This window comes from Streptomyces sp. BF23-19, assembly GCF_041106355.1.
Classification (GTDB): Bacteria; Actinomycetota; Actinomycetes; order Streptomycetales; family Streptomycetaceae; genus Streptomyces; species Streptomyces virginiae_A.
In genome coordinates, this window is the sequence record NZ_JBGBPT010000078.1 from 1 (window position 1) to 21,766 (window position 21,766).

Genomic DNA, 21,766 nt, shown 5'->3' on the forward strand with positions numbered 1-21,766 from the left:
GGGGAGGGGGGGGAGGGCTGGGGTCTGTCGTCGTCCGGGCCCGCGCCGTCCACGGTCGTCAGAAGTGGAACGAGAAATCCAGGAACTTGGTGCTCGAGGTGGCGAAGGTCAGGGCGTCCCGGAAGTAGGCCGGATCGGAGTCCTTCGGCGGCTTGGGCATCGTCGGGTACTGCCCGGACGTGGCGAAGTCCTTCTTGTCGGACAGGACCTGCACGGTTCCCTCGGCGAGGATCAGCGCGAGCGTGGTGGCGTAGTCGACCCAGCCCGGGTCCTTGCGCCGGTGTGCGGGCACGCTGTCGATCGCCGAGATCAGGTCCTTCTTCTGCGGCTTGAAGTCCTTGGTGGCGATGTCGATGATCAGCGGCCCGAGGACTTCGACCGCCTGCCATACGAGGGGCCAGATCTTCTCGTCCGGCACGTTGTCGACCTTGGTGTCGACGAAGTCCTTGGTGGCCACCTTGTAGCCCTTGGGGTTGGCCTCGGCGGCGGCGACGTAGTTCTCCAGCAGCGACCAGGTGATCGTCGCCACGTCGCCGTAGGCGTTGGACGTCTCGAAGTCCTTGCCGGAGGCGTCCCCGGCGAAGGCCGCCTCAAGCTGCTCCTTGAACCGTTCGGCCCTGGGGTCGAGTGATGTAGCGGTCATCTCTCCGCTCCTGAGTGATCTTGCCGATGGTCGTCGGCGTTCTTCGCGGCGCCACTGGCACCGCTGCCCTTCTTCGGGGCTTTCTGCTGGGGTTTCGGGGCATTCGGTGCGGCAGGCGGCGCCTGCTTCTTCCTGGCGGTCTGGGGACTGGCCTGAGCGGCTGGGTTCGACGACCTCGGCAAGTAGGCCTCCTAGCGATCGCTCAGGTTCTCGTACAGCCACGCCTCGACTGAGTCGCCGATGTTCGAGATCTGCTCGTCGGGTTTGAAGGACTTGGTCCCGCCGCCCGTGGAGAAGAGGGTCTGGGTGAGCAGGTGTGGCTGCGCGAAAGGTGCCATGGCGATGGGGTGCTGGGTCATGTTGAGCCGGTCGAGGCGTTGGCTCACCAGCCTGTTGAGTTCAGCCACCGGTAGGTCCGGACGGATGTCGTTGATTAGCGCGTAGGTGAAGGCGGACAGCTGATCGGTGGGCGGGCTTCCCGCGGCTGCCGTCTCGTTCGCCAGGCAGGCCGAGAACAACACTCCGTTGAGTTCGGCCGCGGCTTCCTTGACCGATTTGGCCGCCGGGACGCCGACCGGGTTGATCATGAGGTTCTTGGCGATGGCTCCGGCGTCGGCGGTGGCCGATCGGCCGAAGAACTTGAACTGGGTCACCTGTGCGAGCAGTTGGGCGTCGCGGTCGGCTCGTTCCGGGTCGGGCGTCCAGAACTTGCCCTTGGCGACGTGACACTGTGTGGACCCGTTCTTCTGCGTGGTGACGAATCGCTTGCTCATGCCGCCGGAGTGGCAGGAGTCCAGGATCACCGTCAGCACGTTCGGCGGCAGTGCAAGGGTGCGGCCTACCAGGTCGGTGTCTTTGAGGAAGCCGTCGTAGAGGCAGAGCACCTCGACCATGGTGCTGCCCTCGGGATAGCTGTATCCGTGGGAGGACTGGAAGAAGACGATCTGGTCTCCGGAAGTCACTCCGGTGAACAGCCGCTGGTCGAGGACGTTGGTCAGCGTCGCGTTCTGGTTGTGTACGAGCTGGATGTCCGTGGGGTCGAAGTCGTACAACCCTTCGAGCATGTTCCTGATCGCGAGCGTGTCGGCGACGCAGGAGTTAAGGTTGTTTCGCGGATCCGGGTAGAGGTCGATGCCCACGAGCAGGGCGCGTTTGGTCATGGTGGTCCTCGGGATCACGTCGAGGTGCGAGAGGGTGCCGGATGATCACGCAGCGTGATACAAAAACTGCAGAAGGTGAGCTTTTCAGGCAAAACGACACGCTGGATCATGGGTTTGGTGACGCGAAGGGCCCAGTACGGGAAGTAGACCGATGCCCGCCGCCGACCTCCCCCGCCTGCGGACTCTGGTCATCCACCTGCGGGGCGAGCTGGGGCGCGCCAAGCGGGGCATTGCCGCGGCCGAGGAGCGCGAGGCCGCTACGGTGCGGCAGCAACCGGCGCCTGTGGCGTGACTGGTGGAGCGCGGAATGGGCGCGGGCCGGCTCCCGGCCCGCCTCCACACCGAGGGCTGCTGGGACACCGGCACGGCCGGCGCACCGCGCGAGGCCGGGCCCGCCCAGCCGGCCTCGTCTGTGAGCAACACCACCACACCGATCGCCGACCCCTCGGCCAAGTAGGTGGTGGACGGTCCGCTCGGGCGTGCAGATGCCGCCGCGGACACACGACTGCGCCCCGGCCGCACGGGCCGGGGCGCAGTCGTGTGCAGAGTGACCGGTCAGGCTCCGATGCCGACGGAGGAGACGTAGGCGTAGGCGGCGTAGTCGGAGTCGAGGTCGGTGATGACGTCGTCCCAGATCTCGTCCACCATCGCCTCGTCCCGGGCGGCCCACGCGCTGACGAGGTCGGGCCAGATGTACCGGACCGTGATGGACCTGTCGCTCAGGGGGCGGCTGTACTTTGCGTCGACGTGGCTCTGGTCGACGGGGTAGATGAGACGGGGCGGGTCCGCGGGCAGTGCGGGAGCAGAACTTTCCTCCCTGCCGCCCGTGCCGGGCCTGCGCGGCCGTCTCGCCGCCGAACTGGCGCACGCCGAACAGTCGAATCCCCCGACGTCCTCCGCCGAGCAGGGGCGCCCGTGTCGGCCCATCGCCGTCTGGGCGCGGGATCCTGGCGGACGGACCGCTGATCGGTCGCGCCTGCGGAGCGCGACCGCGACATCGAAGGCCGCGGACAGCGTCGCCCCGACCCAGCCGAGCGCTGCAGTCGGGGCGGTCCGCGCGCGGGACGGGCACCGGCCAGCTGTCCCTGAGTCCTGCTCAGGGGCAGTGTCCTGGTGAACACTCGACGCGTCTTGGGCGCAGACCCCCGTCCTGCGGCTGCTCCCCGGTCAGAGGCGCGTCCCACGTCCTCTCAGCGCCCGGTCCCCTCCTCGTTCCGGTGCTCCTGTTCCTTGTCCTTGTCCTTGCGGTCGCGGTAGATCTCCAGGCCCACGGACAGGAGGGCGGCGGCGATGGAAAGAAGGTCCGCCGCGATGGCGATGGTGTCGTTCATGAAGTGCTCCTACGGTCTGCTGGTCCCGCGATCTGCGGCGTGAGGCAGACGATGGAGGGGAGTTGGGTTGTCCGGACCCCCTGGACAGGACACCGCAGGTAGGTTCCGGACGGAGAGGTGGTTGTCCGGGACAGACAACAACCAGCCCGCGACGCTGGAAGACATGGCCAACGGCCTGGCCAGGCTTGGGCTGAGGAACAGCGGCCGCAGCCTGTACCGCAACGCCTCGTTCAGTGAGTCCGCCGCCGAGGTCGCCGCAGGCCGGCCGTTCGCCGTCCGGTTCGGCTGGCGCACCGGAGGCGGTCACATGAACGTCATCTACGGATACGACAGCGCCACCAACATGATCGCGGTCGGCGACCCGTGGCAGACCACCCAGACCTACACCTGGTGGAACCACTCCACTTACGCGAACAACAACTCGTTCCAGTGGACCCACTCCCGCATCGGCATCCAGGGCTGAGGAGCAGACCGACCATGCAGACCATGCGACACACGAAGCATGCGGCAGTCCGGGCCGCCGTCCTCGCCACGACCGCGCTCGCCGCCGCCCTGTGCGGAATCGTTCCCGCACACGCTGCGGAGGGCGACGACATCGCGGGCTACCCGTCCGCCCAGCAGGCCCTCCGGAGCGACCAACTCCGCGACACCGTCTCCCGCTTCCTGGTCTCGGCCAGACAGGCCGGCACTGCCTCCGCCGCTGACGGCGGCGCCGTCGGCGCTCCCGGCAACGCGCCCGCCGCGGTCGCCGCGCCGCCCGGGTTCGATCTCACCAAGGACCCGGTCCCGATGTTCGAGATCAGCCCCGAGTTCGTGACCGGCAAGACCCAGGCGACCCCGCAGACGGCGCTCCGGCTCTCCTACCTGGCGTCCCGGGTGACCGCCTCCGACGGCAAGCACGCCGCCGTTCTGCTCGCGCCCAAGGGGAACGCGGCTCCGACGGGAAGCGGTGTGCAGAACGTCGGTGCGGAGGGCTGGCAGCTGGCCGGCATCCGGGACGGGGACGCCGAGGTCGGCTTTGCCGAGCGCGGCACCCCACAGGCCCGTACCTTCACCGAGCCGCAGATCCACGCCTGGTACCGGCTCACCGCCGAAGGCATGGTCGAGCCGCTCAACGAGGAGGCGACCACCGGCCTCGGCGGAAAGCGCGGCATCACCCTCGCCGTCTACCAGAAGCTGGTCACCGCCCGCTACGGCGACAAGATGCCCGGCTCTGAGTACGACCGCAAGGGCCTGGCCGGCGGGTACGGCGGCCTCGTGGAGGACCAGCCGGAGCAGGTCGCCGCCGCGTCCGGGAAACCGGCTGCCGAGGCGTCCTGGCAGCCGCTGTCCGTCACCGGTGCCGCAGCCCTGGCGGCGGTCGCCGGTGCGGTGGTGTACGCGCGCCGCCGGCGGACCGCCACCACCCAGCTGACCCGACTCCACGAGGGCCGGGCCCCCTCCGTGCACAGCCCGACGACTTCCCTCGTCGGATACGCATGAGCTCGGGAAGGAGGCCCGGCCGTGCGGTCCACGCCCCAGCCCGGGTCCCCGGTCCGGGCGAACCGCTCCCACGCGGCACGGAGCCGTTCCGCCAAGCCGCCCGGAACCGGGCCCGGACCCGGGCCCAACAAGCCCTGCGCACTGCGGAGCTCGGGCAGCTCCGTCCGCCCGACGGCGCCGGCCCGCGCCGTTGCCTTCAACCGCCGTTGCACGGCGACGGCCGGGGCCCGTGTCGTCACCGCAGGTCGTCGTCCTCGTCCTCCAGGGCGGGGGGCGCCTGCCACGTCAGGGTCTCCAGGGGCGAGTGCAGGCGCCGGGCAGGGCCGGGGAGGGGCGCCATCACGGCGGATGCCTCGTCGCTGAAGTAGACGACGGGCTGGTCCGGGGTGCTGGCAGACGCGGGTGCTGCCGTGCGTGAAGTCTTCGTGGTGGTCATCTGGTCCCCCTGGTTGGTCACGGGCCCTGCCCGGTTGAAGGCCGGCACACAGGCCGGCGGCGACAGCGTATCCAGTTTCCGAACTGCGGCCGAAGGAGATTTCCTTGGGCCGCTTCCGCAGGTCAGGCCCCCTCACCCCGGATCGGCGCTCGCCGCCCTTGGGACAGTCGCGGGTTCGGATTGCGCTGCGGGCTCGCGCGGCGCTGCGGCCTCCCGCCCCAAAGTTCTCGGTCGTCCGCCGCCGCGCGGGCAGCGCTCGGGTGCCACCGGACCGGTCGCAGCGGCCGTCGCGGCTCGTACAGCCGACCCCCCGCACCCTGGACCGGTTCGGCCGCCTTGCCGACGACGTGGGACATCTCGTCCAGGAGCATGACGGAGGGCGTCGGCGCCACCAGAGCGACGTCCACGGCCGGTCCTCGCTCACGCACCGCGCGCGCCAGCTGGTGCAGCTCTTCGTGGCCGGGATGGCGGGCCCGGACATCGTCCTCGTCCAGGAACACGGTCACGCCCCCCTCCACGGTGTCCGCGAACGGTCCGAACTACTGCTGGGCGGCTTCCGGCCCGAGCTCGCGGCATTCGACGGTGTGCAGGGCGCGCCTCAGCATGGCCGCCACCTGGCCGGCGTCGGCGTCGGCCGCGCCTTGCCGCGTGCGATGCGGCCGGTGAACCGTGCCGGGTCTGACGATTGATCGCTCATCGTGCGGTTCTCCTTCTTCCAGGGTCGGCGGGTGTCAGGACTGGTCGAGGTACATCTCGTACCAGGCAGTCAGTTGGGCGGGGTCCTGCGGGATGGACCTGACCAGACGGAGAAGTCCTTCCCGGACGGGGCGGACCTCCTGGCAGGCCAGGGCGGACAGGTCCGTGGTGCGCAGGGCTGCGAAGCCGGCGACGTGACGCTCTTCGAAGGTACGCGCGCCGGCGAGGCTGTCGGCTGCGGCAAGGTAGCGGGTGACGAGCCCGCCGAGGTGCGCGGGCGTTGAGGCGAGAGTGGGCGGAAGCGGTGCCGTCGTTGATGGCCGCGTTGCAGGCCAGAGCAGACAAGGCCCAGATGTGGGGCGGGCGGGACGGTGGCTGCGGGCCCACCGGATTTCCGGGCGGTCAGGCCGTCATGCTGACTAGGATTGACCCATGACTAGTCGACGTCAGCTGATACTTCGCCTGTCACTGCCCCTGCCCCTGCTGTTGGCGTCCACGCTCTCCCTGGCGGCCTGCAGCTCGACGCCCTCCAAGGCCACGGTGGCGTCGCGCGAGTTTGCCAAGTCCGCCTGCGCCTCCCTGCAGCAGCTGACCGACCACCTCGCCCGCCCCCGGCCGTCAAATCTGACCGACCCCTACTACCAGACCGCCGAGCAGTACCTGAACACGGCGACCAACCGCGCCGCCGACGCGGCTCAACAGGACCACGGCTACCAGGAGTTCGCCGACACCCTGCACCGGGCGGCCGAGACCTGGCAGGTCACCTTCACGCTGGACGAGGCCGAGCCGCTGATCCAGCAGGCGCGGAAGGAGAAGTGCTGACGCTCTGGACGTGAACCTAGTCGGGTGCAGATCTTCTGGGTGTGCCTGTTCGTCCTGGCTGACCTGCCGTTGCCCCTTCCAGCCCCTCAGGCCGAACCCCTGGTGCTCGGACCACTCCTTCGAGCAGGAGTTCACCAGAGGCTGTGACCAGCGGGAATGTGCGGCATGCGGAACCTCCACGGCTCACCTCGAGCCGTCCCGCGCCCGCCAGTGGTGCTCGGGCACCTGCCGGCAAAGAGCGGTCCTCCGGCGAGCCGGACTCCGGGATCGCGCAGCTCAAGCCCCTGCCGATCCGGCTTCGCTGTCTTCAACCATGCAGTGATCCATCTTCGCTGGCGTAAACAGCCGTCCGTCCAACTTCGATGACAATGGTCCAGCTTCGCTGTCACAGGTCACGGACCTAGGGTTCCTGGCGGGCGCCCGTGGTGCTCAGGCACTGATCAGCAAGACCAGGAGAACGGACAGGGTGCCAGCTGTGAGCGCCGCTCCCACGACGGTGAACACCCGGTAGACCGACGGGTTGTCCCAGCCTCGGATCTCGAAGCGGCGGGGGTTCTCCTCGTCGTAGAGGACCGCGACCGAGTTGCCGATGCCGTAGCCGTGGAGAACGGTGCCCCGGCCGAAGCTGGAGGGGTACGTGCAGTCGCGGCCGTCCCGGGTCGTCCAGGCGACGACAGGGTGGTGGTACTTGGCTCCGTCGTCGTCTCGCCGGGTGTCGTGACGCACAACTCGGCCTACCGCAGTAATTCCGGTGCGTCGGAGCGCGCGGGCGCGGCGGAGTCCATACCCACCAGCGCAGAGGAAGCTCACGCCGATCAGCAGCGGTATGAGCGAGAAGAGCCATTCGCGTTCCATGTGGTGTCCGACGCGCAAGTGGGGACATTGGTTGCCGGGTGCAGACGTGCCCTCGGCATGTCATCGACCCGGACGCTGAACATGCCGAAGGCAGCCGACTCACCCAAGCCCTCGGCGCGCGCTCAGGGTCGAGAATGGTCAGGAGCTGCCAGACCGACCGAGGAGCACCTTGTCTCACACCAGCCGCTGGCACCTGCAGGGTTCTGCTGACCATTCCTACTCCGGCGAGGAGGCTCGACAGCTCCTTCGACACCGGTGGGACTGGGCCACGCAGGAGACGCGATTCGAGAATGAGGCGGGGCACATCCTGACTGTGGTCACCAACGGCCAGCGCGCCAGGGTCGTCTTGCTGAACGAGAACGGCGACCTCGGCGAACACCTCATCGATCCGCGCGGCACAGACTCTTCCGGCGGCTACCCGTTGTCCAATGGGCAGAGCGGCACCCACGCCGACCGCGAGACCGTCACCTTCGAGGCGGCCGGCCATGCCGTGGCGCACCTCATCGCTCATGGCGTTTGGCCGCCCGAGGTCACCGTCGAACGCGGCCGCCCACGGGGGCGCTCTTAGATCGCTCGGCACCGTCGCGGGACCGGGCCGCCCGTACGGTGAACGCCCGAGCCGGTGCCGCTGCTGGGCCCCTGCCCGGCCCCGTCCACTGGGACATGGGCTGGGTACACGGTCATGACCTGCCGTTGCTCCTCCCGGAAGCGATGCTCGAGCGCATCTGCTGAAACCCTGCTCAACGCCGGTCCGACGAGGCCTCACGCTCCGCCAGACGGCGCCAGCGGCTCACAAGTGCTCTCTGACTGGGACAGCCGCCCGCCAGCAGCGACCCTATGCTGCGGACCCGTCAGGCCGTCCGCATAAGGTCGATGTCATGATCACGCGATTCGGCGACCCGTTCCTGTCCGAGACCGAGCGCCACACCGCCTGGGGCGTGGCCCAGCTCGAGGCCCTCGGCTCGTTCCTACCCGAAGGCCCGTGGACGGCGGACCTGCCGTCCTGCCTGTACCGCCAAGGCACCCTCGAATTGCGCGTCTCGGTGCTCGGCACCTACGACGCCGAGGAGCGGTCGTGGATGTGGGGCTGGGCAAACCCCGGCCTGCAAGGCACCGAAGTAGTCGCCCTCTCGGCCGCCGTCGAGCGCTACGGACGGGCCCACGGCATAGCGGAACTCACGGCCCCGACGCTGGACCTGTCGGGCTTCCCCGACCCGCGGCGCGCCGCCGAGACCCTCGCGTTCGCCGGGATGGGCGTGGCCCAGGCCCCGGGTTACATCGGAGTCCCCGCCGGCTCCGGAACGCAGTTGTACTTCCTGCCCGACGACCCGCAGGTTCCTCAGGCACCGCTGGACCCCGTCGCGCTGCCGCGGATCCTCGTGGCTGGCGCGGGTCTCATCGGGCACTCCCCGCGGCTGGCCGTCATGGGATTCTTCGACCACCATGGCCTCCCTGTGAGCCAGACGGACAGAAGTCTCACGGCCGAGCTCCCCGGAGGCAGCCCGGTGAACATCCAATTCGACGCCCTCGACCGCATCGCCGAAGTAACACTGAATAGCCTCTCCTAGGGCTTACGAGGCCAGCTGGTGCGCTACGGCATCCGGGGCTGGGCTGCGTGGAGTCCGGGGCGGTGGCGGTGCGCGGGTGCCGTGCGCGGGTGTCGGCCGCGGTCGGCCAGCGGTCGGGGTTCTTGTCGAGGAGTTCCAGGACCAGTTGCTCGAGCTCGCGGGGGGTGCCGGGGCGCAGGGCGGACAGCGGGGCCGGCGCGTCGTTGAGGTGTTGGTTGAGGATCTGCCAGCCCGTGCCGGTGAAGGGGATGCTGCCAGTGACGAGCTCGTGGAGGAGGCAACCGAGCGAGTAGAGGTCGCTGGGCGTGCCCAGGGTGGTGTCCCCGCGGGCCTGCTCGGGTGACGTGTAGGCGGGGGTGTCGATGGCGAGGCCGGTCACGGTCAGGGTGTGGTGGGTGGCCGGCAGCGCACCGTCGGTCGGGCACCCGCCCGACGGTGCTCTGGAGCATACGTAAACGCCTTTCCGGAAGTTGGCGAAGCGCGTGTGAGATGGCCGGCTGTCAGTCCTTGAGCGGGTCGACGGTGCCGGGTGTCTTCCCCTTCGCCACGGAGACGATCGGGAGTCGGGAGCGCAGGAGCTGTCTGAGGATCTGCTCGACCTGGGGCAGGGCGATGCACGCGGCGGCGTCGAGCTCGCCCAGCCAGAAGTACCCGAAGGCGTCGGCGAGGGTTCGGGCGCGCGGCTCCGGCAGGACGGTGTCGTGGGCCAGGGCGGTGCTGAGCTCGGCGTCGTCGGGTGCGAAGCGCTCGTGGATGCGGTCGAGCTGATCGGCGGTGAGGTGCCCGAGAAGATCGATCGCGAGGACCTGCAATTCGACGGCGTGGTCGTCGTCGGCGTCGACGGGCGGGTGACCTGGACGGGGCCGGCGGTGTTGATACGCGTGCGCGGAATCCGCAGCAGCCCTTCCAGCGCGTGCGCGTCGTCGGCGTGCTTGCGCATCGCTGGATGGATGTCTTGTGCGGTCCGCCACAGGGCCTCTCGCAAGTTAGGGGCGGGTCCCGGAGGCGGAGGAGCGGCTACGGGCGACCGTGGCCAAGCTCAGGACGACCGTCGCGAACCAACGGGCCGAGATCGAAGACCTCCGCCATCTGGTAACCAGCCTGACCCTCGCCAGCGCCGTTCTCACCCAGGGGCACGATGCGTCGGCAGAACCCGTCCTGGCACCGGAGAATGTCATCCCGTTCCCTCCGTTCACCAGCTGAGCCCTCGGCGCGGGGCCTTCCCGGATGGAACGGACGACTGAGAACAGAGATCCGTAAATGCTGGTACACGATCGAGGTACCGCATTCCGCCGCGGCCGAAGGGCACGGGCGGCGGCGGTCAGGGGCTCTCGCCGGGGCTGCGGACCACCGCCACTGGGCAGTGTGCATGATGCAGCAGTGCCTGGCTCACCGATCCCAGCAGCAGTCCGGCGAAACCTCCGCGCCCGCGCGCGCCGACCACCAGCAGCTGAGCCGTGCGGCTCGCCTCGATCAGCGTCTCCCGGGTCCCGCCCTGCACAACTTCGCGTTTCACCTGCACCCCCGGGTATCTCTCCTGGTGGCCCGCGAGCACCTCGGACAGCAGAGCTTCCTGCCTTGCCTTCAGGGCTTGCGGCTCGTTCGCGTACGGCATCGCCTCGTCCTGCGGCGGTGGCATCGGCGTGTTCCAGGTGGTCCAGGCGTGCAAAGCAACGATGTCGACCCCGCGCAGCACCGCCTCGGCGAAGGCGAAGTCAACCGCTCCGGAAGCGGCCGAGGAGCCGTCGACACCCACCACGATCGGCCCCATGCCCTCACCTTGCCCACGCACGACGAGGACCGGGCACCGGCCATGAGCTGCCAGATGCACGGCCGTCGATCCGACCATCAGCCCGACGAAGCCGCCCATGCCGCGAGACCCGACGACTCCCATGGCCCAAGACGAACCTTCTGCAACACCCTTTAGGCGCAGCCGTACGAAGCGCAGCGGATGTCTCCACGCATCTCGGTCGATGGCGGTGTCCGCGCCGGCTTCCGCAACCAGCTCGAAGAACCAGCATCAGGTCGAGGGATTCGCGGCCGCCCCAGGTGACCGTGGATCGTACGCCGGTCCAGGGATGGTCGGGGCCGGCCTGGGTGGGGTGGTCGGCGAGAGAGCAGGAGGCGTTCGGTTTCAGGGGCGCAGTGCGGCCGACGGCGCGAAGCCCGCCGTTTTGGTCGTAGCGTCTGGTCGAAGAGCCGAGGACGAGCGGCTGTGGCCGCCGGAGGCCGGCCAGGCCGGCGTCATCCGAGCGGGGCGCGCCTTGGGACCAAATGCCTGGCGTCCGATGTGCTTAGTCCGTGAGGAAGGCACCTTCGCGGCAAGCGCGGCAGACGAAGACGTAGCCCAGCTGACCGCCGAGGTTCATCGCGGTCTGCCAGGAGATCCCTTCCTCCAGATGCGCCGCGAATTCCATCGTGCCGGCGCAGGAGGGGCATGCGGGCAGTCGGTCGTCCTCGAGGTAGGAGGGGCTGCCTCCTAGCGACCCGAGCACTTCGCGTTGCTTACCGAATCGTTCCTCGGGTTCCCGCTTCCATCCCGAGCGGGCAAGGTCGTATGCGTCAGGCACGAGTTCGTCGTCGTCATCGTGGTCGTCGTCTTCGGGGTCGACCGTCACGACCTGGGTACGGATGGCCGATGTCGTGGGCAGCAGCGTCACTCCCGTCTCGGGCACAGCCACCGGCTGCAGTCCCTCCCGGGGAAACAGGTAGACCCGGTTCGCGCCGGAACTCGCGTCCCAGAACTCACATGCGCCCGGGTCGTTCTGGCACAGGAACACCGACAGGACGCCGTCCTCGACAGGAAGATGAGCAAAGAACTGCAGCGGCCCTCCACAGAAACAACCGCACATGGGCCACGTGAATCCCGCAGGAGCCAACGGCACACCCCCGGTACGCGGGACGTCGGAGTCGGCCGACGCGGTGCCGTCGTAGATCATCAGAGTGGTCTGCATGACGACAGGCTAAAGGCGGCCTATGACATGACCGGTCCCGTCATCGGCAGCCCCTTCGGTCGCCTTCATCAGGCGCATCGACGACTCCCGGGCCAGCAGGCACGAGGCCACCAGGCCCACGGCCTCGCACCCGGACTGCTGGGCCCACCAGCCGCACACGACCAGTACTGTCCCGTCCAGCACGCTGCTAGCGACCGGCGATGCCGGTCCGTCATCACCACCACGCGACCTCGCCCCTCTCATCAGTCCGTTCTCCCCCGCCCGACGCCGTGTCACCGCCCGCGTCCCTGCCCCTTGCCGGCACAGCCTGCTGCCGGTGGGCGGGCACCGGAGCCGCCGGTCCTCATGTCGTCAGCTACCGGCCTCTGCGTGGAGAGCCAGCGCCATGGGAGAGGATCCGTCGGTGACGAAGGAACGGATCTGTGCCAGGTAGGCGTCGCGATCGACACGGCCGTCACCGTCCTCGTCCAGCGCGTCGAACGCCGAACAGGCATTGTCGGCGGGGTTGCCCAGGGCCTGGCGCAGCCGGGTGAACTCCGCCCGGTCGAGATGGCCGTCGCTGTCGGTGTCGGCCGGGTCGAACAGTGATCCCAGAGCTGGCCTGCACACCTCGTCGAAGGCCTCCCCGCCCGCCCACGCCTCGTACTCCGTGAAGGTCACCCGGCTGTCCAGGTTCGCGTCCATCGACGCGAACACCCTCTCGTGCGCGGTGCGTGCCAAGGACACGAGCGGATCGTCGCCCGCCCGGCCCAGGGCCGCTGCCGCGCGTTCGGGCCGGGCCAGATACTCCTGGCGGGAGATGACCCCGTCGCCGTCGACGTCCAGTATCGAGAAGATGTGCCGCTTGGCCGTGATGGTGTCCACCCGGACCCACTTTCCTGCGAAAACCGGAGACACCTCACGAAGCTAGGCGTCAAGTTGACGTTGCACAGCCGGCTTGGGCTGTCCGAAGAGGGATGTGGACATGGCAAGATACGAGGCATGACCATCCGAAAGGCCCATGCCTCGTAAGCCCCCTGGCCGACTCCGGCACGAGTCGTCTCATCCCAGCCGGCAGTCCCGCTCCCGGGCAGCGGCTGCGTCCTTCCGGGACTCCCCGGCCTTCGCACCTTCATCTGCAAGCGGACAGGTGCACCGTGACGCGCTGATCTCGGCTGAGCTGTATGAAGCCTGGGGGCCCCTGGCCTCCTTGCTCTACGGGCACCCGCCTAGCGGCCGAAGATCGTTGATGCTTGTCACCTGCACTCGACTGATGCGGGCGAGTCCGTTCAGCCTCTGGGCACGTCTACGAGAGCTGCTCGCCGAGCGTGGGCTGACCATCCCCACCGCAGTCCTCGTCCATCTCTTCCCTGACGGCCCCGAGTCGGAGACTGGTGTCGTTCTGTCAGATGGGGGTCACGTCTACGAGTTCGACCTCGTCTACAGCCGGATGAGGAAGGGAAGCGACCGCAATGCCGTGATCGAGCACTGGCAGGACATCACGGGCCACTGGCAGGCCCACCCTCTTCGTTCCGAGATCGCAGACGCTCTCATTTGGCGCCCCCCAGCCCGGCGTACGTGCCTTGACTTCGCTGAGGAGACAACTCAGGCCAACTGATCAGCGCCTCACGCTGCCTGCGGCGCCTGCTCAGCGGTGGTTGAGAAGGCCGTCTGTTCATCGAATAGTTTGCGGTGCTGGAGGCAATGGTGGAGCTGGCCGATCAGGTTGTTGAAGACGTTGCGCAGGGCGGAGGCGTGCCAGTCTCCGCGTTCGTCGCGGCGGTGCCGGTAGCGGGCCATGGCCCCGGGTGAGGCGCGTAGGGCCGAGAAGGCCCACAGGTAGCCGGCGTGGTTGAGCCGGTCGTTCTTGATCCGGCGGCGGGTAATGCTGGACTTCTTGCCGGAGGCCCGGGTGATTGGCGACGACCCCGCATATGCCTTCAGGCCGCGGGCGTCGGCGAACCGGCCCCGGTCGTCGCCGAGCTCGGCCAGCACGCGGGCTCCGAGCTGGGCTCCCAGACCAGGGAAGCTCAGCATGATCTCCGCGTCCTCGTGTTGGAGGAAGGCTTCGGGCCGCTCGGCGCCCGTCAGGATCGGCATGCCCTTGTGGTTCGGGGCGAAGATCGAGCCGAGGCAGACGCCGAAGAGGCACTGGTGGACGAGGAGGAACACGACCGCCTTGCCGGGCGGCAGCACCAGGAACAACGCGCCGAGGTAGGCGGCGAGGTGCGCCGTGAGCAGGGCCCCCTCCCACATGCGGTGCTTGAGCGAGCGGTCGAACAGCGACCGCACCCCGGACACGTGCAGGTTGAACCCTTCCAGCGTGAGCAGCGGGAAGAACAGGAACGCCTGCGATCGGCCGAGCAGCCGCGGCAGCCCCCTGGCCGCGTGGGCCTGGTCCTGCGTCCAGACGAAGATGTCCGGGTCGAGGTCGGGATCGAGGTCCTCGTGGTTGGGGTTGGCGTGATGCCGTGTGTGCTTGTCCTGCCACCAGCCGTACCCCATGCCGATGCCGAGGTTCCCGGCGACGCGCCCGGACACCTCCCTGCCCTTGCGCAGCCGGAACACCTGCCGGTGGGCGACGTCATGAGCGAGCAGCGCCACCTGCCCGAACACGAAGGCCAGAAAACCGGCCACCAGCAGCGTCCACCAGCTGTCGCCGATCAGAACGAAGGCCGTCCACCCGGCGGCGTACAGGGCCGTCACGGCTGCGATGCGCAGTGCGTAATACCGGGGGCGCCGGGCCATGAGCCCGGCTTCCTGGATCTTCCGGGAGAGCCGTGCGAAGTCGCTCCCCGCATCCGCCCGTACGGGAGGGGGACGCACTGTCTCGGAGGAATTCATGATCAGAAGCCACTTTCCGTTCCGTCGGACAGAGGAGAGGGCCAGGGCACGGGCGGAGCGCCCTACCCGGGGCTCCACCCGGCACGGGGGCGGCGCTCCCCATACCGCGCATACCCGGGATAACGGAATCGACGTACGCCTCGGCCCCGCCCCTTCCGTTCCCACTCCCGGCGACTGGACCCCGGCCGGGGCCGGCCCGGCGTTGCCGCTGAGGCGGGCTGCTCCCCGCCGTCCTCGCCCTGGACTTCCTTTCGGCAGCCGGCACCTCCGCGAAGCGGGAGGGCGCGTACTGCCTCAAGCCGCAGCTGTCGGGTTCGCCGGTTCGGCGGTGCGGCTGTATTCATCGTTGATCCGCTGGGCTTCTACGAGCTGGTCCTCGAGGATGACGATGCGGCAGGCCGCCTCGATGGGAGTGCCCTGGTCGACGAGCTCCCGAGCGCGGGCGGCGATGCGCAGCTGGTGGCGGGAGTAGCGGCGGTGTCCGCCGGCGGAGCGCAGCGGGGTGATCAGGCGGGTCTCTTCGATGGCGCGGAGGAAGCCCTGGGTGGTGCCGAGCATGTCTGCGGCTCGGCCCATGGTGTAGGCGGGGTAGCCGTCGTCGTCGAGACGGCTGATCGGGTCGTCTGCTGTCATCGCACCTCACTGCGAAACAGGTGGGGAAAGGAGTCAGAACGCGGGGAGGGGCCCTGGTGCGTACGACACCAGGGCCCCGAAGGAACTGCTACACCATCTGCCGGCCCTCAGTACTGCGCCGGCCTTCTGTGTCCGCATGCCCGACCGAGATGCTGTCGGGGTACGGGGATCGCGGATGCGTGACCGGAGACCACCTCACTATCGATGTCCTGCGGTACCCGGGCTTCGTACTACCGGCCCGGGCGATCCTGATGGCGCCCAATTCCTCCGTTCTTCCCTCGGTCCTACCAAACGGGAACTTGTACTGCTGGTACTGCGTACTGCCGGTACTGCTACTGCGAACCGCTTGTACTGCTCGTGGCCTCACCCAAGCGCCACTCTTCGGCAGCCAGCCCCGTCGCCCATCCTGCATCTGCTCTGGCTTAGAACCCCACTGCCGAACCTCCCGGTACGCGCGCCCGCAGCCGACGCCTTCACCGAGGTACCGCGCACTGACTTCACTGCTGGGTACTGCACTTACGGGTACTGCCACTGCGGTACTGCTACTGCTGACGGCGGCCCCTGATCACTGCGGGCCACCCGGTCCGGTCGTCAGTCCCGTCGCCGTCCTGCAACAACCCTGGCTTCGGAACTCCACCACCGCACCGCCCTGCGCACTGCAACTACGGGTACTGCGGTACTGCGAGTACTGCTGCCCGGCAGTTCGTCTCTGCCGGGCCCTTCTTGACTGGGCTACGAGAGAAACCATAGCCACGCCATCGCCCAATGTCTACTCCGGCCGACATAGATTTTCGTGTGCGTGTCTCTGAGGTAATCGGGTGCTGCCGGGTTGAGCGGCTGCCGGCGGGGGCACAACGACCGGGCAGGTAGGGCCGGACCCCGACAACAGACCCGGAGCGCGCGATGACCACGATGAGCGCCGAGCGCACAGCCCTTCGTTCTCCGTCCGCCGTCGCCGGGGCGCGCCAGGCCGCCCGCGCGTTCCTCGAAGCCCTCGGGCAGCCGGCCATCGGTCGGGAGCAGGCCGACACAGTCGTCCTGGTGGTCTCCGAGCTCGTGACCAACGCCCTGCGCCACGGTGGTGGCGCCTACACCCTCCGCCTCGCCGCCCACCCCGGCACGATCGAGGTCGCCGTCGAGGATCCCAGCCCGCGGATGCCGCGGATGCGGACCCCCGACCTCGTCGACGGGACGGGCGGATTCGGCTGGCACATGGTCAACGACCTCGCCCTCGCCACCGTCGTCACGCCCAGGCCCGAAGGCGGCAAGAGCGTACGCGCCCTCCTCGCCCGCTGGACCCGCGGGTAGTCGCGGCCTGCGGGCGGCCCAATCTCCGGCAGCCGCACGCAGCTCAGCCCCCGGCGCTGCCACCCACCCGTTCGAACATCACCAGGCGTTTTCCTGTGGGCAGACCTCGGCCAGGAGCTCCAGCAGATGGGCGGCGACCGGTCCGGGCTCACCGCGCCGCACCCAGGTGTAGACGGCGGCCCGGGCCGCCGCATCGACGTGCTGCAGCACATACCCGTCCACCAACCCGCGCGTACCGGGGCACTCCCGTACCCGGATCCGCCGAGGCCTTCCATCCTGCTCGGCCAAGACCTCGACGACCTTGCGCTCCGGGCCATCCCGAAACTGATACACCCAATATGTCCGCATATCGACCATTGTTTCCATTGCCACGTGCCCCCGTGCACCGGACACCCCAGGGGCGCGCTCCGCGTAACCCGCTGGCCTCCGCAGAGGGCGCCCGCCGTCGGCAAACGGGTGCACCAATGACCGCCGGCGCGCCTGTTGGCCACGCGGCGGGAACCGATAAACGGTGATGCCGGGACCGGCCAAGGCCCAGCCTCCGCACAGCCCTCCGCCGACCGCTCACCCGGCGGCCGTAGCCGGCCCAGCCCCGAACCGCGGCACATCCTCCACGGTTGCATCCAGGCGCAGGCGCTGGAAGCCGAGCGGGTGGCGGAAGTTGCCGCCGTGGTCGATGGCGCGATCCGCGCTGACCTCGGCGACCAGGGCGGGGTGAACGAGGGTGGTGTCGAGGACGTCGCGGCTCCCCCACTTCGCGGAGAAGCGCACACCCTCCCACGGGTGCCCGGGCGCGGCTGCGGTGAGGTGTTCGGCGACCTGGCGGGCGGCGTCCGGGCGCAGCGGTACGGTGCGGCCGACGGCGCGCAGTCGGCCGTCCTGGTCGTGGCGGCCGAGGACGAGGAGTTGCGGGCGGGTCGGGGTGCCGGTGATCGCGCCGACGATCGTCTCCGTGGTGTCCCGCCTTCTGATCTTGGTCCAGCCGCGGTATCCGGGCAGGTAGCGGCTGTTCAGGGGCTTGATCAGGATCCCCTCCACGCCCGACACGTCGGTCCAGGACTCCAGCCATTCCCGCGCCTTGGCCAGGTCCGTCGTCATAGGGCAGAGCGTCCACGGGGCCGTCAGGGCGTGCTCGGTGAACAGGTTCTCCAGCAGGGCACGCCGCTCGGCGTACGGGCGGGTGAGCAGCTCCTGGCCGTCGTGCTGCAAGAGGTCGAAGGCGACGAAGAAGGCCGGCCACTTCACAGCGAGGGCCAGGGCGCCGCGGGCGCGGGTGGCGGCCCGGCGCTGCAACGCCTCGAACGACAAGCGCTCCGCCTCTGTGTCCCAGACGACCAGTTCGCCGTCGAGGGCCAGGCCGGGCGGCAACTGCGCCTCGGCGGCCGCCACCAGGTCCGGCCACCGGTCCTGCACCAGTGCCCCGCGGCGGGTCTGCACCAGCACCGTGCCGCCCGGCCCGGCCGGGGTGAAGACGAGCGCCCGGTGACCGTCCAGCTTCTGCTCGTACGCCACCCCCGCCCGCACAGCGGCCGGGCCCGGCACGGCTTCCGCGGCCTGCGCCAGCATCGGCTCCACCGGCGGCCTGAGCATCACGAGGGCCTCCCTCACAGCGTGCGCGTCCCTCTTCCAGGGTCCGCCAGACCAGCTGGAGGCGACTGCGGGGCCGCGCGCGATCAAGCTCGCTGTCCCGTGCCATCGAACTTTGATCAGTGACAGCGAAGTTTGATCAATCCGTCCGGAAGGACACGTGGTGCGGATCCAAGCCGCCGGGTGCGCCTGCTGCATCCGGTCTACCGACCGCCCTCACGCGTATCCCATGATCCACTACACCGTTGATCACCACATGAAGAAACAAACCGCACTCGGAGTCCTCGTACTCGCGGCCGCTCCCATGCTCCTTGCATCCCCCGCACACGCCGACGGCGTGGTGACGGGCCCCCTTCGCGGGATCCTCGGATTCGCGACGGGAGCCGCAGACAGCGCCCCACCCGTGTCCCTGGGCGGCAAGAAGCCGCTCATCGACCCCAAGAGGCCGGACGCGGTAGACGACATCGTCCAGTCCTCATTCGACACATTCCTGGTCGTCGAAAACGCCGACGTCCGCGCCATCGCACCCGCGGCGGTGAAGGGAGCCACGAGCATCCTGCGCAACGGTGTAGAGGCAGTGGCGCCCTTCTGATCTCACTAAAAACACTGCCCTCGCCAGCTGGGGCGCTCAGCCACACAGGCATGGACGAGCGCCCCAGCGGATCAGACAAGACGTCGCAGGGCACAAGGTCACAATGGCACGCTCCGGCCGAGCGAGCCGGACCGCGCCCACCGGGCGCGTCTGCCTGTGGGCTCTGACCAGCTGTGATCAAACTTCGATGACGCGAACTCGCATCCATCAAAGATCGATGGCACAGGACAGCCGGAACTGTGACTGAGCGCTTCAGATGGCTGTCCTGTCTCTGTCGATGCGGTCCCTGTCTCAAGTGATCTGGTCCGGTTCGCTCGTCGTGTCAGATGATCTGGTTCTCCGCGAGCAGTGGAAAGGCGGTGGACCAAGATCGCGCGGGCGACAGACTGGCCCCGTGACCGCATCGGATGCCATGGCAGACCGACCTTGAGGTGTCAGGCGCCGCGCGTGCCGAAGAAGGCGCGGACGTCGGCGACGAACGCCTCTGGCTGCTCCAGTGAGAGGAAGTTGCCGCCGCGCTCGAGCTCGGTCCAGTGGGTGATGTTGTGGTCTCGCTCGGCGAAGCGGCGGATGGTGATGTCGGTGTGCAGGGCGACGGCGACGCCGGTCGGGACGGTGCCGCGGGCCTTCGGGGCCCAGGCGCTCGGGTCGTGGCCCGCCTCGTAGTACAAGTTCGCCGAGGAGCCCGCCGTGCCGCTGAACCAGTAGACACTGATGTTGGTCAGCAGGCGGTCGCGGCCCACGGCGTCCTCGGGGAGCTCGGCGGCGGGGTCCGTCCATTCCTTGAACTTCTCAGCGATCCAAGCGAGTTGGCCGACCGGCGAGTCATGCAGTCCGTAGGCGAGGGTCTGCGGACGAGTGGACTGGATGGCGTTGAAGCCCATCTTGTCCTGCTGGAAATCCTCCAGCCGCGCCAGCCGTTCCTGCTCGGACGCGGTCAGCCCCTCGAACTCGGCAGGATCCCCAGAGGGGAAGGTGACCAGGCCGTTGAGGTGAATGCCGACGACCAGGTCGGGTGCCTGCCGACCCATCTCCGCAGCGATCCAGGCTCCACCACCTGTTCCCTGGACGCCGTAAGTGCTGTAGCCGAGCCGCCCCATCAGCTCGACGAACGCCCCCGCGATGCGGCCGGTGTTCCAGCCGGCCTCGCCGAGCGGACCGGAGAAGCCAGTGCCGGGCGTGGACGTCACAACGACGTGGAAGTCCTCCGCCAGCGGCCGGATGACCTCGACGAACTGCACGAACGAGCAGGGCCAGTCATGCAGCAGGAGCAGCGGCACGGCCGCAGGGTTCTGCGAACGGACGTGCAGGAAGTGGATGTTCTGGCCGTCGATCTCGGTGGTGAACTGCGGGAACTCATTAAGCTCCGCCTCCGCCTTGCGCCAGTCGAAACCGTCGGCCCAGTACGCGGCCAGGGCCTTGAGGTAGTCGGTGGGCACCCCCCGGCTCCAGCCGGCGCCGGGGATCTCGCCGCCCCAGCGCGTACGTGCCAGCCGCTCCCGCAAGTCGTCGAGCTCCTCCTGCCGGACGTCGATGCGGAACGGCTGGATCCGGGCGTCGCTGTTGCTCTTGTTCTCCATGGGTACGACAGTATTCTCAATATAGGCACGATACGTTCCTAATAGCACGACAGGCTTGTCCTCATGCTTGATACATCCGCACGGTTGCTGCGCCTCCTCTCCCTTCTGCAGACCCCGAGGGCCTGGCCGGGATCCGAACTGGCCGGGCGCCTCGGGGTGAGCGGCCGCACCGTCCGCAACGACATCGACCGACTGCGCGAGCTCGGCTACCCCGTGGACGCCACACGCGGAACCACCGGCGGCTACCGGCTGGGAGCCGGGGCGGCGATGCCCCCGCTGCTCCTCGACGACGAGGAGGCCGTCGCGGTGACGGTCGCGCTGCGCACCGCCGCGCAGGGCGCCGTCCCCGGCACCGAGGAAACCTCCCTGCGGGCGCTCGCCAAGCTGGAGCAGGTGCTGCCCTCCCGGCTGCGCCGCCGGGTGCGGACCATCATGACGTACACCGTGGCCGTGCCGGCCGACCGTCCGGCCCCGACCGTCACCGCGGAGGTACTGACCACCCTGGCGTCCGCCTGCCGCGACCAGGAACGACTGCGCTTCGACTACCTGGACCACACCGGCTCGCCCACCCGCCGCATCGTGGAGCCATATCGGGCGGTGAACTGGGGACAGCGCTGGTACCTGGTGGCATGGGACGTCGAGCGCCAGGACTGGCGGACCTTCCGGGCCGACCGAATCCAGCCCCGCACTCCGACCGGGCCGCGCTTCACCCCGCGCGAACTGCCTGGTGGCGACGCCGCGGTGTACGTCTCCCAACGAGTATCGGGCGCTGCCTGGCTCTACCACGCACGGGTTACCGTCCACGCCCCGGCAGCGGCGGTGATCGAGCAGATCAACCCTGCCGTCGGCACGGTCGAGGCACTCGACGCCAACACCTGCGTCCTGACCACCGGCGCCGATACGGTGCAAACCCTCGCGGTCTATCTGGGCATGCTCGACTTCGACTTCTATGTCACCGAGCCCGCGGAACTGGTCACCCACCTGCGTCGACTCGCGAACCGCTACTCCCGCTCCACACCGCCTACCCCCTGAGGCGAAAAGACCCGCCAGACGTGCCAAGACCGGCATCAACCAGATCCGCCACTGCCGGACCAGATCATCTGAGACAACTCTGGAGAACTGCCCTGACCGACCACTTCAATTGAGATCCGCGTCAGGCAACCGTCGCAACCCGTCTGGTCGTCGCAGCTCACAGCTCCGGGCCCGGACCAGATCAATTGAGACGGGACAATGGCGGGTGAGCGTGTGAGTTGGCGGGCAGGGCGGGGGTAGCTCGCTCACCTGCGGTGCCTTCGC

Annotated in this window: 27 protein-coding genes and 1 pseudogene; 10 read left to right on the forward strand and 18 right to left on the reverse strand. The window is 68.9% G+C overall.

Annotated elements, in window-relative coordinates:
- Positions 1–58: 58 nt before the first annotated feature.
- Positions 59–643, reverse strand: a complete 585-nt coding sequence (locus tag AB8A24_RS33230; RefSeq protein ID WP_328959671.1) for a hypothetical protein — start codon at positions 641–643, stop codon at positions 59–61.
- 191 nt (positions 644–834) lie between these two features.
- On the reverse strand, positions 835–1,803 hold the full coding sequence (locus AB8A24_RS33235) for a caspase family protein (RefSeq protein WP_328959672.1): 969 nt from the start codon (positions 1,801–1,803) through the stop codon (positions 835–837).
- Between the two features lie 295 nt (positions 1,804–2,098).
- On the opposite strand from AB8A24_RS33235, the gene AB8A24_RS33240 reads away from it, so the two are divergent.
- Positions 2,099–2,260 (forward strand): hypothetical protein, encoded by a 162-nt coding sequence (locus AB8A24_RS33240; RefSeq protein ID WP_328959673.1) that lies wholly within the window; start codon positions 2,099–2,101, stop codon positions 2,258–2,260.
- 98 nt (positions 2,261–2,358) lie between these two features.
- Here the strand turns inward: AB8A24_RS33240 and AB8A24_RS33245 are convergent, their stop codons facing one another.
- Positions 2,359–2,730, reverse strand: coding sequence for a hypothetical protein (locus AB8A24_RS33245; protein WP_328959674.1), 372 nt, complete (start codon positions 2,728–2,730; stop codon positions 2,359–2,361).
- A gap of 263 nt (positions 2,731–2,993) precedes the next feature.
- Complete coding sequence (locus tag AB8A24_RS33250; protein WP_328959675.1) at positions 2,994–3,134, reverse strand: hypothetical protein; 141 nt, start codon at positions 3,132–3,134, stop codon at positions 2,994–2,996.
- 121 nt (positions 3,135–3,255) lie between these two features.
- On the opposite strand from AB8A24_RS33250, the gene AB8A24_RS33255 reads away from it, so the two are divergent.
- Complete coding sequence (locus AB8A24_RS33255; protein ID WP_328959676.1) at positions 3,256–3,597, forward strand: papain-like cysteine protease family protein; 342 nt, start codon at positions 3,256–3,258, stop codon at positions 3,595–3,597.
- 23 nt (positions 3,598–3,620) lie between these two features.
- Positions 3,621–4,616, forward strand: coding sequence for a hypothetical protein (locus AB8A24_RS33260; protein ID WP_328959677.1), 996 nt, complete (start codon positions 3,621–3,623; stop codon positions 4,614–4,616).
- Positions 4,617–4,851: 235 nt separating this feature from the next.
- On the opposite strand, the gene AB8A24_RS33265 is transcribed toward AB8A24_RS33260, so the two are convergent.
- Both AB8A24_RS33265 and AB8A24_RS33270 read right to left on the reverse strand, forming a co-directional pair.
- Positions 4,852–5,052 (reverse strand): hypothetical protein, encoded by a 201-nt coding sequence (locus AB8A24_RS33265; protein WP_266478792.1) that lies wholly within the window; start codon positions 5,050–5,052, stop codon positions 4,852–4,854.
- A gap of 122 nt (positions 5,053–5,174) precedes the next feature.
- Positions 5,175–5,558: a hypothetical protein gene (locus AB8A24_RS33270; protein ID WP_328959678.1), complete on the reverse strand. Its 384-nt coding sequence runs from the start codon at positions 5,556–5,558 to the stop codon at positions 5,175–5,177.
- A gap of 622 nt (positions 5,559–6,180) precedes the next feature.
- On the opposite strand from AB8A24_RS33270, the gene AB8A24_RS33275 reads away from it, so the two are divergent.
- On the forward strand, positions 6,181–6,570 hold the full coding sequence (locus AB8A24_RS33275) for a hypothetical protein (RefSeq protein WP_328959679.1): 390 nt from the start codon (positions 6,181–6,183) through the stop codon (positions 6,568–6,570).
- 429 nt (positions 6,571–6,999) lie between these two features.
- Here AB8A24_RS33275 and AB8A24_RS33280 read toward each other — a convergent pair whose 3' ends face one another.
- Positions 7,000–7,425: a DUF3592 domain-containing protein gene (locus AB8A24_RS33280; RefSeq protein ID WP_328959680.1), complete on the reverse strand. Its 426-nt coding sequence runs from the start codon at positions 7,423–7,425 to the stop codon at positions 7,000–7,002.
- Positions 7,426–7,594: 169 nt separating this feature from the next.
- Here AB8A24_RS33280 and AB8A24_RS33285 point away from each other — a divergent pair, with 169 nt between their 5' ends.
- Positions 7,595–7,993: a hypothetical protein gene (locus tag AB8A24_RS33285; RefSeq protein ID WP_328959681.1), complete on the forward strand. Its 399-nt coding sequence runs from the start codon at positions 7,595–7,597 to the stop codon at positions 7,991–7,993.
- A 310-nt stretch (positions 7,994–8,303) separates the two neighbouring features.
- The gene (locus tag AB8A24_RS33290) at positions 8,304–8,993 is read left to right on the forward strand and encodes a DUF6882 domain-containing protein (RefSeq protein ID WP_369478374.1); all 690 of its coding nucleotides are present in this window, start codon (positions 8,304–8,306) and stop codon (positions 8,991–8,993) included.
- Here the strand turns inward: AB8A24_RS33290 and AB8A24_RS33295 are convergent.
- Both AB8A24_RS33295 and AB8A24_RS33300 read right to left on the reverse strand, forming a co-directional pair.
- Positions 8,902–9,372, reverse strand: a complete 471-nt coding sequence (locus tag AB8A24_RS33295; RefSeq protein ID WP_369478375.1) for a hypothetical protein — start codon at positions 9,370–9,372, stop codon at positions 8,902–8,904. The two genes, AB8A24_RS33290 and AB8A24_RS33295, sit on opposite strands and share 92 nt — an antisense overlap.
- A gap of 121 nt (positions 9,373–9,493) precedes the next feature.
- Positions 9,494–9,805, reverse strand: coding sequence for a hypothetical protein (locus tag AB8A24_RS33300; RefSeq protein ID WP_328959684.1), 312 nt, complete (start codon positions 9,803–9,805; stop codon positions 9,494–9,496).
- Positions 9,806–10,022: 217 nt separating this feature from the next.
- On the opposite strand from AB8A24_RS33300, the gene AB8A24_RS33305 reads away from it, so the two are divergent.
- Positions 10,023–10,196: a hypothetical protein gene (locus tag AB8A24_RS33305; RefSeq protein ID WP_266478820.1), complete on the forward strand. Its 174-nt coding sequence runs from the start codon at positions 10,023–10,025 to the stop codon at positions 10,194–10,196.
- A gap of 118 nt (positions 10,197–10,314) precedes the next feature.
- On the opposite strand, the pseudogene AB8A24_RS33310 reads toward AB8A24_RS33305, so the two are convergent.
- The 6 genes and pseudogenes from AB8A24_RS33310 to AB8A24_RS33335 form a co-directional block, all read right to left on the reverse strand.
- Positions 10,315–10,887, reverse strand: a pseudogene (locus AB8A24_RS33310) (universal stress protein); the annotation flags it as partial.
- Between the two features lie 400 nt (positions 10,888–11,287).
- A complete protein-coding gene (locus tag AB8A24_RS33315; protein WP_369478376.1) occupies positions 11,288–11,947 on the reverse strand; it encodes a hypothetical protein in 660 nt (219 codons plus the stop codon).
- A 9-nt stretch (positions 11,948–11,956) separates the two neighbouring features.
- Entirely contained in the window at positions 11,957–12,130 is a 174-nt protein-coding gene (locus tag AB8A24_RS33320; RefSeq protein WP_266478830.1) for a hypothetical protein, read from the reverse strand.
- Between the two features lie 168 nt (positions 12,131–12,298).
- Entirely contained in the window at positions 12,299–12,811 is a 513-nt protein-coding gene (locus tag AB8A24_RS33325) for an EF-hand domain-containing protein (RefSeq protein ID WP_369478377.1), read from the reverse strand.
- 741 nt (positions 12,812–13,552) lie between these two features.
- On the reverse strand, positions 13,553–14,770 hold the full coding sequence (locus AB8A24_RS33330) for a fatty acid desaturase (protein ID WP_369478378.1): 1,218 nt from the start codon (positions 14,768–14,770) through the stop codon (positions 13,553–13,555).
- Positions 14,771–15,064: 294 nt separating this feature from the next.
- Positions 15,065–15,403: a helix-turn-helix domain-containing protein gene (locus tag AB8A24_RS33335; RefSeq protein ID WP_369478379.1), complete on the reverse strand. Its 339-nt coding sequence runs from the start codon at positions 15,401–15,403 to the stop codon at positions 15,065–15,067.
- A gap of 903 nt (positions 15,404–16,306) precedes the next feature.
- Here AB8A24_RS33335 and AB8A24_RS33340 point away from each other — a divergent pair.
- Positions 16,307–16,711, forward strand: a complete 405-nt coding sequence (locus AB8A24_RS33340; protein WP_328959689.1) for an ATP-binding protein — start codon at positions 16,307–16,309, stop codon at positions 16,709–16,711.
- A gap of 78 nt (positions 16,712–16,789) precedes the next feature.
- Here the strand turns inward: AB8A24_RS33340 and AB8A24_RS33345 are convergent, their stop codons facing one another.
- Together AB8A24_RS33345 and AB8A24_RS33350 are read right to left on the reverse strand one after the other, a co-directional pair.
- Positions 16,790–16,933 (reverse strand): hypothetical protein, encoded by a 144-nt coding sequence (locus AB8A24_RS33345; protein ID WP_328959690.1) that lies wholly within the window; start codon positions 16,931–16,933, stop codon positions 16,790–16,792.
- 342 nt (positions 16,934–17,275) lie between these two features.
- Positions 17,276–18,301, reverse strand: a complete 1,026-nt coding sequence (locus AB8A24_RS33350) for an ATP-dependent DNA ligase (protein WP_369478381.1) — start codon at positions 18,299–18,301, stop codon at positions 17,276–17,278.
- Positions 18,302–18,527: 226 nt separating this feature from the next.
- Here AB8A24_RS33350 and AB8A24_RS33355 point away from each other — a divergent pair, with 226 nt between their 5' ends.
- The gene (locus AB8A24_RS33355) at positions 18,528–18,890 is read left to right on the forward strand and encodes a hypothetical protein (protein ID WP_328959691.1); all 363 of its coding nucleotides are present in this window, start codon (positions 18,528–18,530) and stop codon (positions 18,888–18,890) included.
- 434 nt (positions 18,891–19,324) lie between these two features.
- On the opposite strand, the gene AB8A24_RS33360 is transcribed toward AB8A24_RS33355, so the two are convergent.
- Positions 19,325–20,470 carry an epoxide hydrolase family protein gene (locus AB8A24_RS33360; protein WP_328959692.1) on the reverse strand — a complete coding sequence of 382 codons (1,146 nt, stop codon included), beginning with the start codon at positions 20,468–20,470 and terminating at the stop codon, positions 19,325–19,327.
- 63 nt (positions 20,471–20,533) lie between these two features.
- Here AB8A24_RS33360 and AB8A24_RS33365 point away from each other — a divergent pair, with 63 nt between their 5' ends.
- A complete protein-coding gene (locus AB8A24_RS33365) occupies positions 20,534–21,502 on the forward strand; it encodes a YafY family protein (RefSeq protein ID WP_328959693.1) in 969 nt (322 codons plus the stop codon).
- Positions 21,503–21,766 lie beyond the last annotated feature (264 nt).

Coding starts and splice junctions, on each gene's coding strand:
- AB8A24_RS33230 (WP_328959671.1), bottom strand. CDS start 643: ATGACCGCTACATCACTCGACCCCAGGGCCGAACGGTTCAAGGAGCAG.
- AB8A24_RS33235 (WP_328959672.1), bottom strand. CDS start 1,803: ATGACCAAACGCGCCCTGCTCGTGGGCATCGACCTCTACCCGGATCCG.
- AB8A24_RS33245 (WP_328959674.1), bottom strand. CDS start 2,730: ATGGGCCGACACGGGCGCCCCTGCTCGGCGGAGGACGTCGGGGGATTC.
- AB8A24_RS33250 (WP_328959675.1), bottom strand. CDS start 3,134: ATGAACGACACCATCGCCATCGCGGCGGACCTTCTTTCCATCGCCGCC.
- AB8A24_RS33260 (WP_328959677.1), top strand. CDS start 3,621: ATGCGACACACGAAGCATGCGGCAGTCCGGGCCGCCGTCCTCGCCACG.
- AB8A24_RS33265 (WP_266478792.1), bottom strand. CDS start 5,052: ATGACCACCACGAAGACTTCACGCACGGCAGCACCCGCGTCTGCCAGC.
- AB8A24_RS33275 (WP_328959679.1), top strand. CDS start 6,181: ATGACTAGTCGACGTCAGCTGATACTTCGCCTGTCACTGCCCCTGCCC.
- AB8A24_RS33280 (WP_328959680.1), bottom strand. CDS start 7,425: ATGGAACGCGAATGGCTCTTCTCGCTCATACCGCTGCTGATCGGCGTG.
- AB8A24_RS33290 (WP_369478374.1), top strand. CDS start 8,304: ATGATCACGCGATTCGGCGACCCGTTCCTGTCCGAGACCGAGCGCCAC.
- AB8A24_RS33315 (WP_369478376.1), bottom strand. CDS start 11,947: ATGCAGACCACTCTGATGATCTACGACGGCACCGCGTCGGCCGACTCC.
- AB8A24_RS33330 (WP_369478378.1), bottom strand. CDS start 14,770: ATGAATTCCTCCGAGACAGTGCGTCCCCCTCCCGTACGGGCGGATGCG.
- AB8A24_RS33335 (WP_369478379.1), bottom strand. CDS start 15,403: ATGACAGCAGACGACCCGATCAGCCGTCTCGACGACGACGGCTACCCC.
- AB8A24_RS33340 (WP_328959689.1), top strand. CDS start 16,307: ATGACCACGATGAGCGCCGAGCGCACAGCCCTTCGTTCTCCGTCCGCC.
- AB8A24_RS33350 (WP_369478381.1), bottom strand. CDS start 18,301: ATGCTCAGGCCGCCGGTGGAGCCGATGCTGGCGCAGGCCGCGGAAGCC.
- AB8A24_RS33355 (WP_328959691.1), top strand. CDS start 18,528: ATGATCCACTACACCGTTGATCACCACATGAAGAAACAAACCGCACTC.
- AB8A24_RS33360 (WP_328959692.1), bottom strand. CDS start 20,470: ATGGAGAACAAGAGCAACAGCGACGCCCGGATCCAGCCGTTCCGCATC.
- AB8A24_RS33365 (WP_328959693.1), top strand. CDS start 20,534: ATGCTTGATACATCCGCACGGTTGCTGCGCCTCCTCTCCCTTCTGCAG.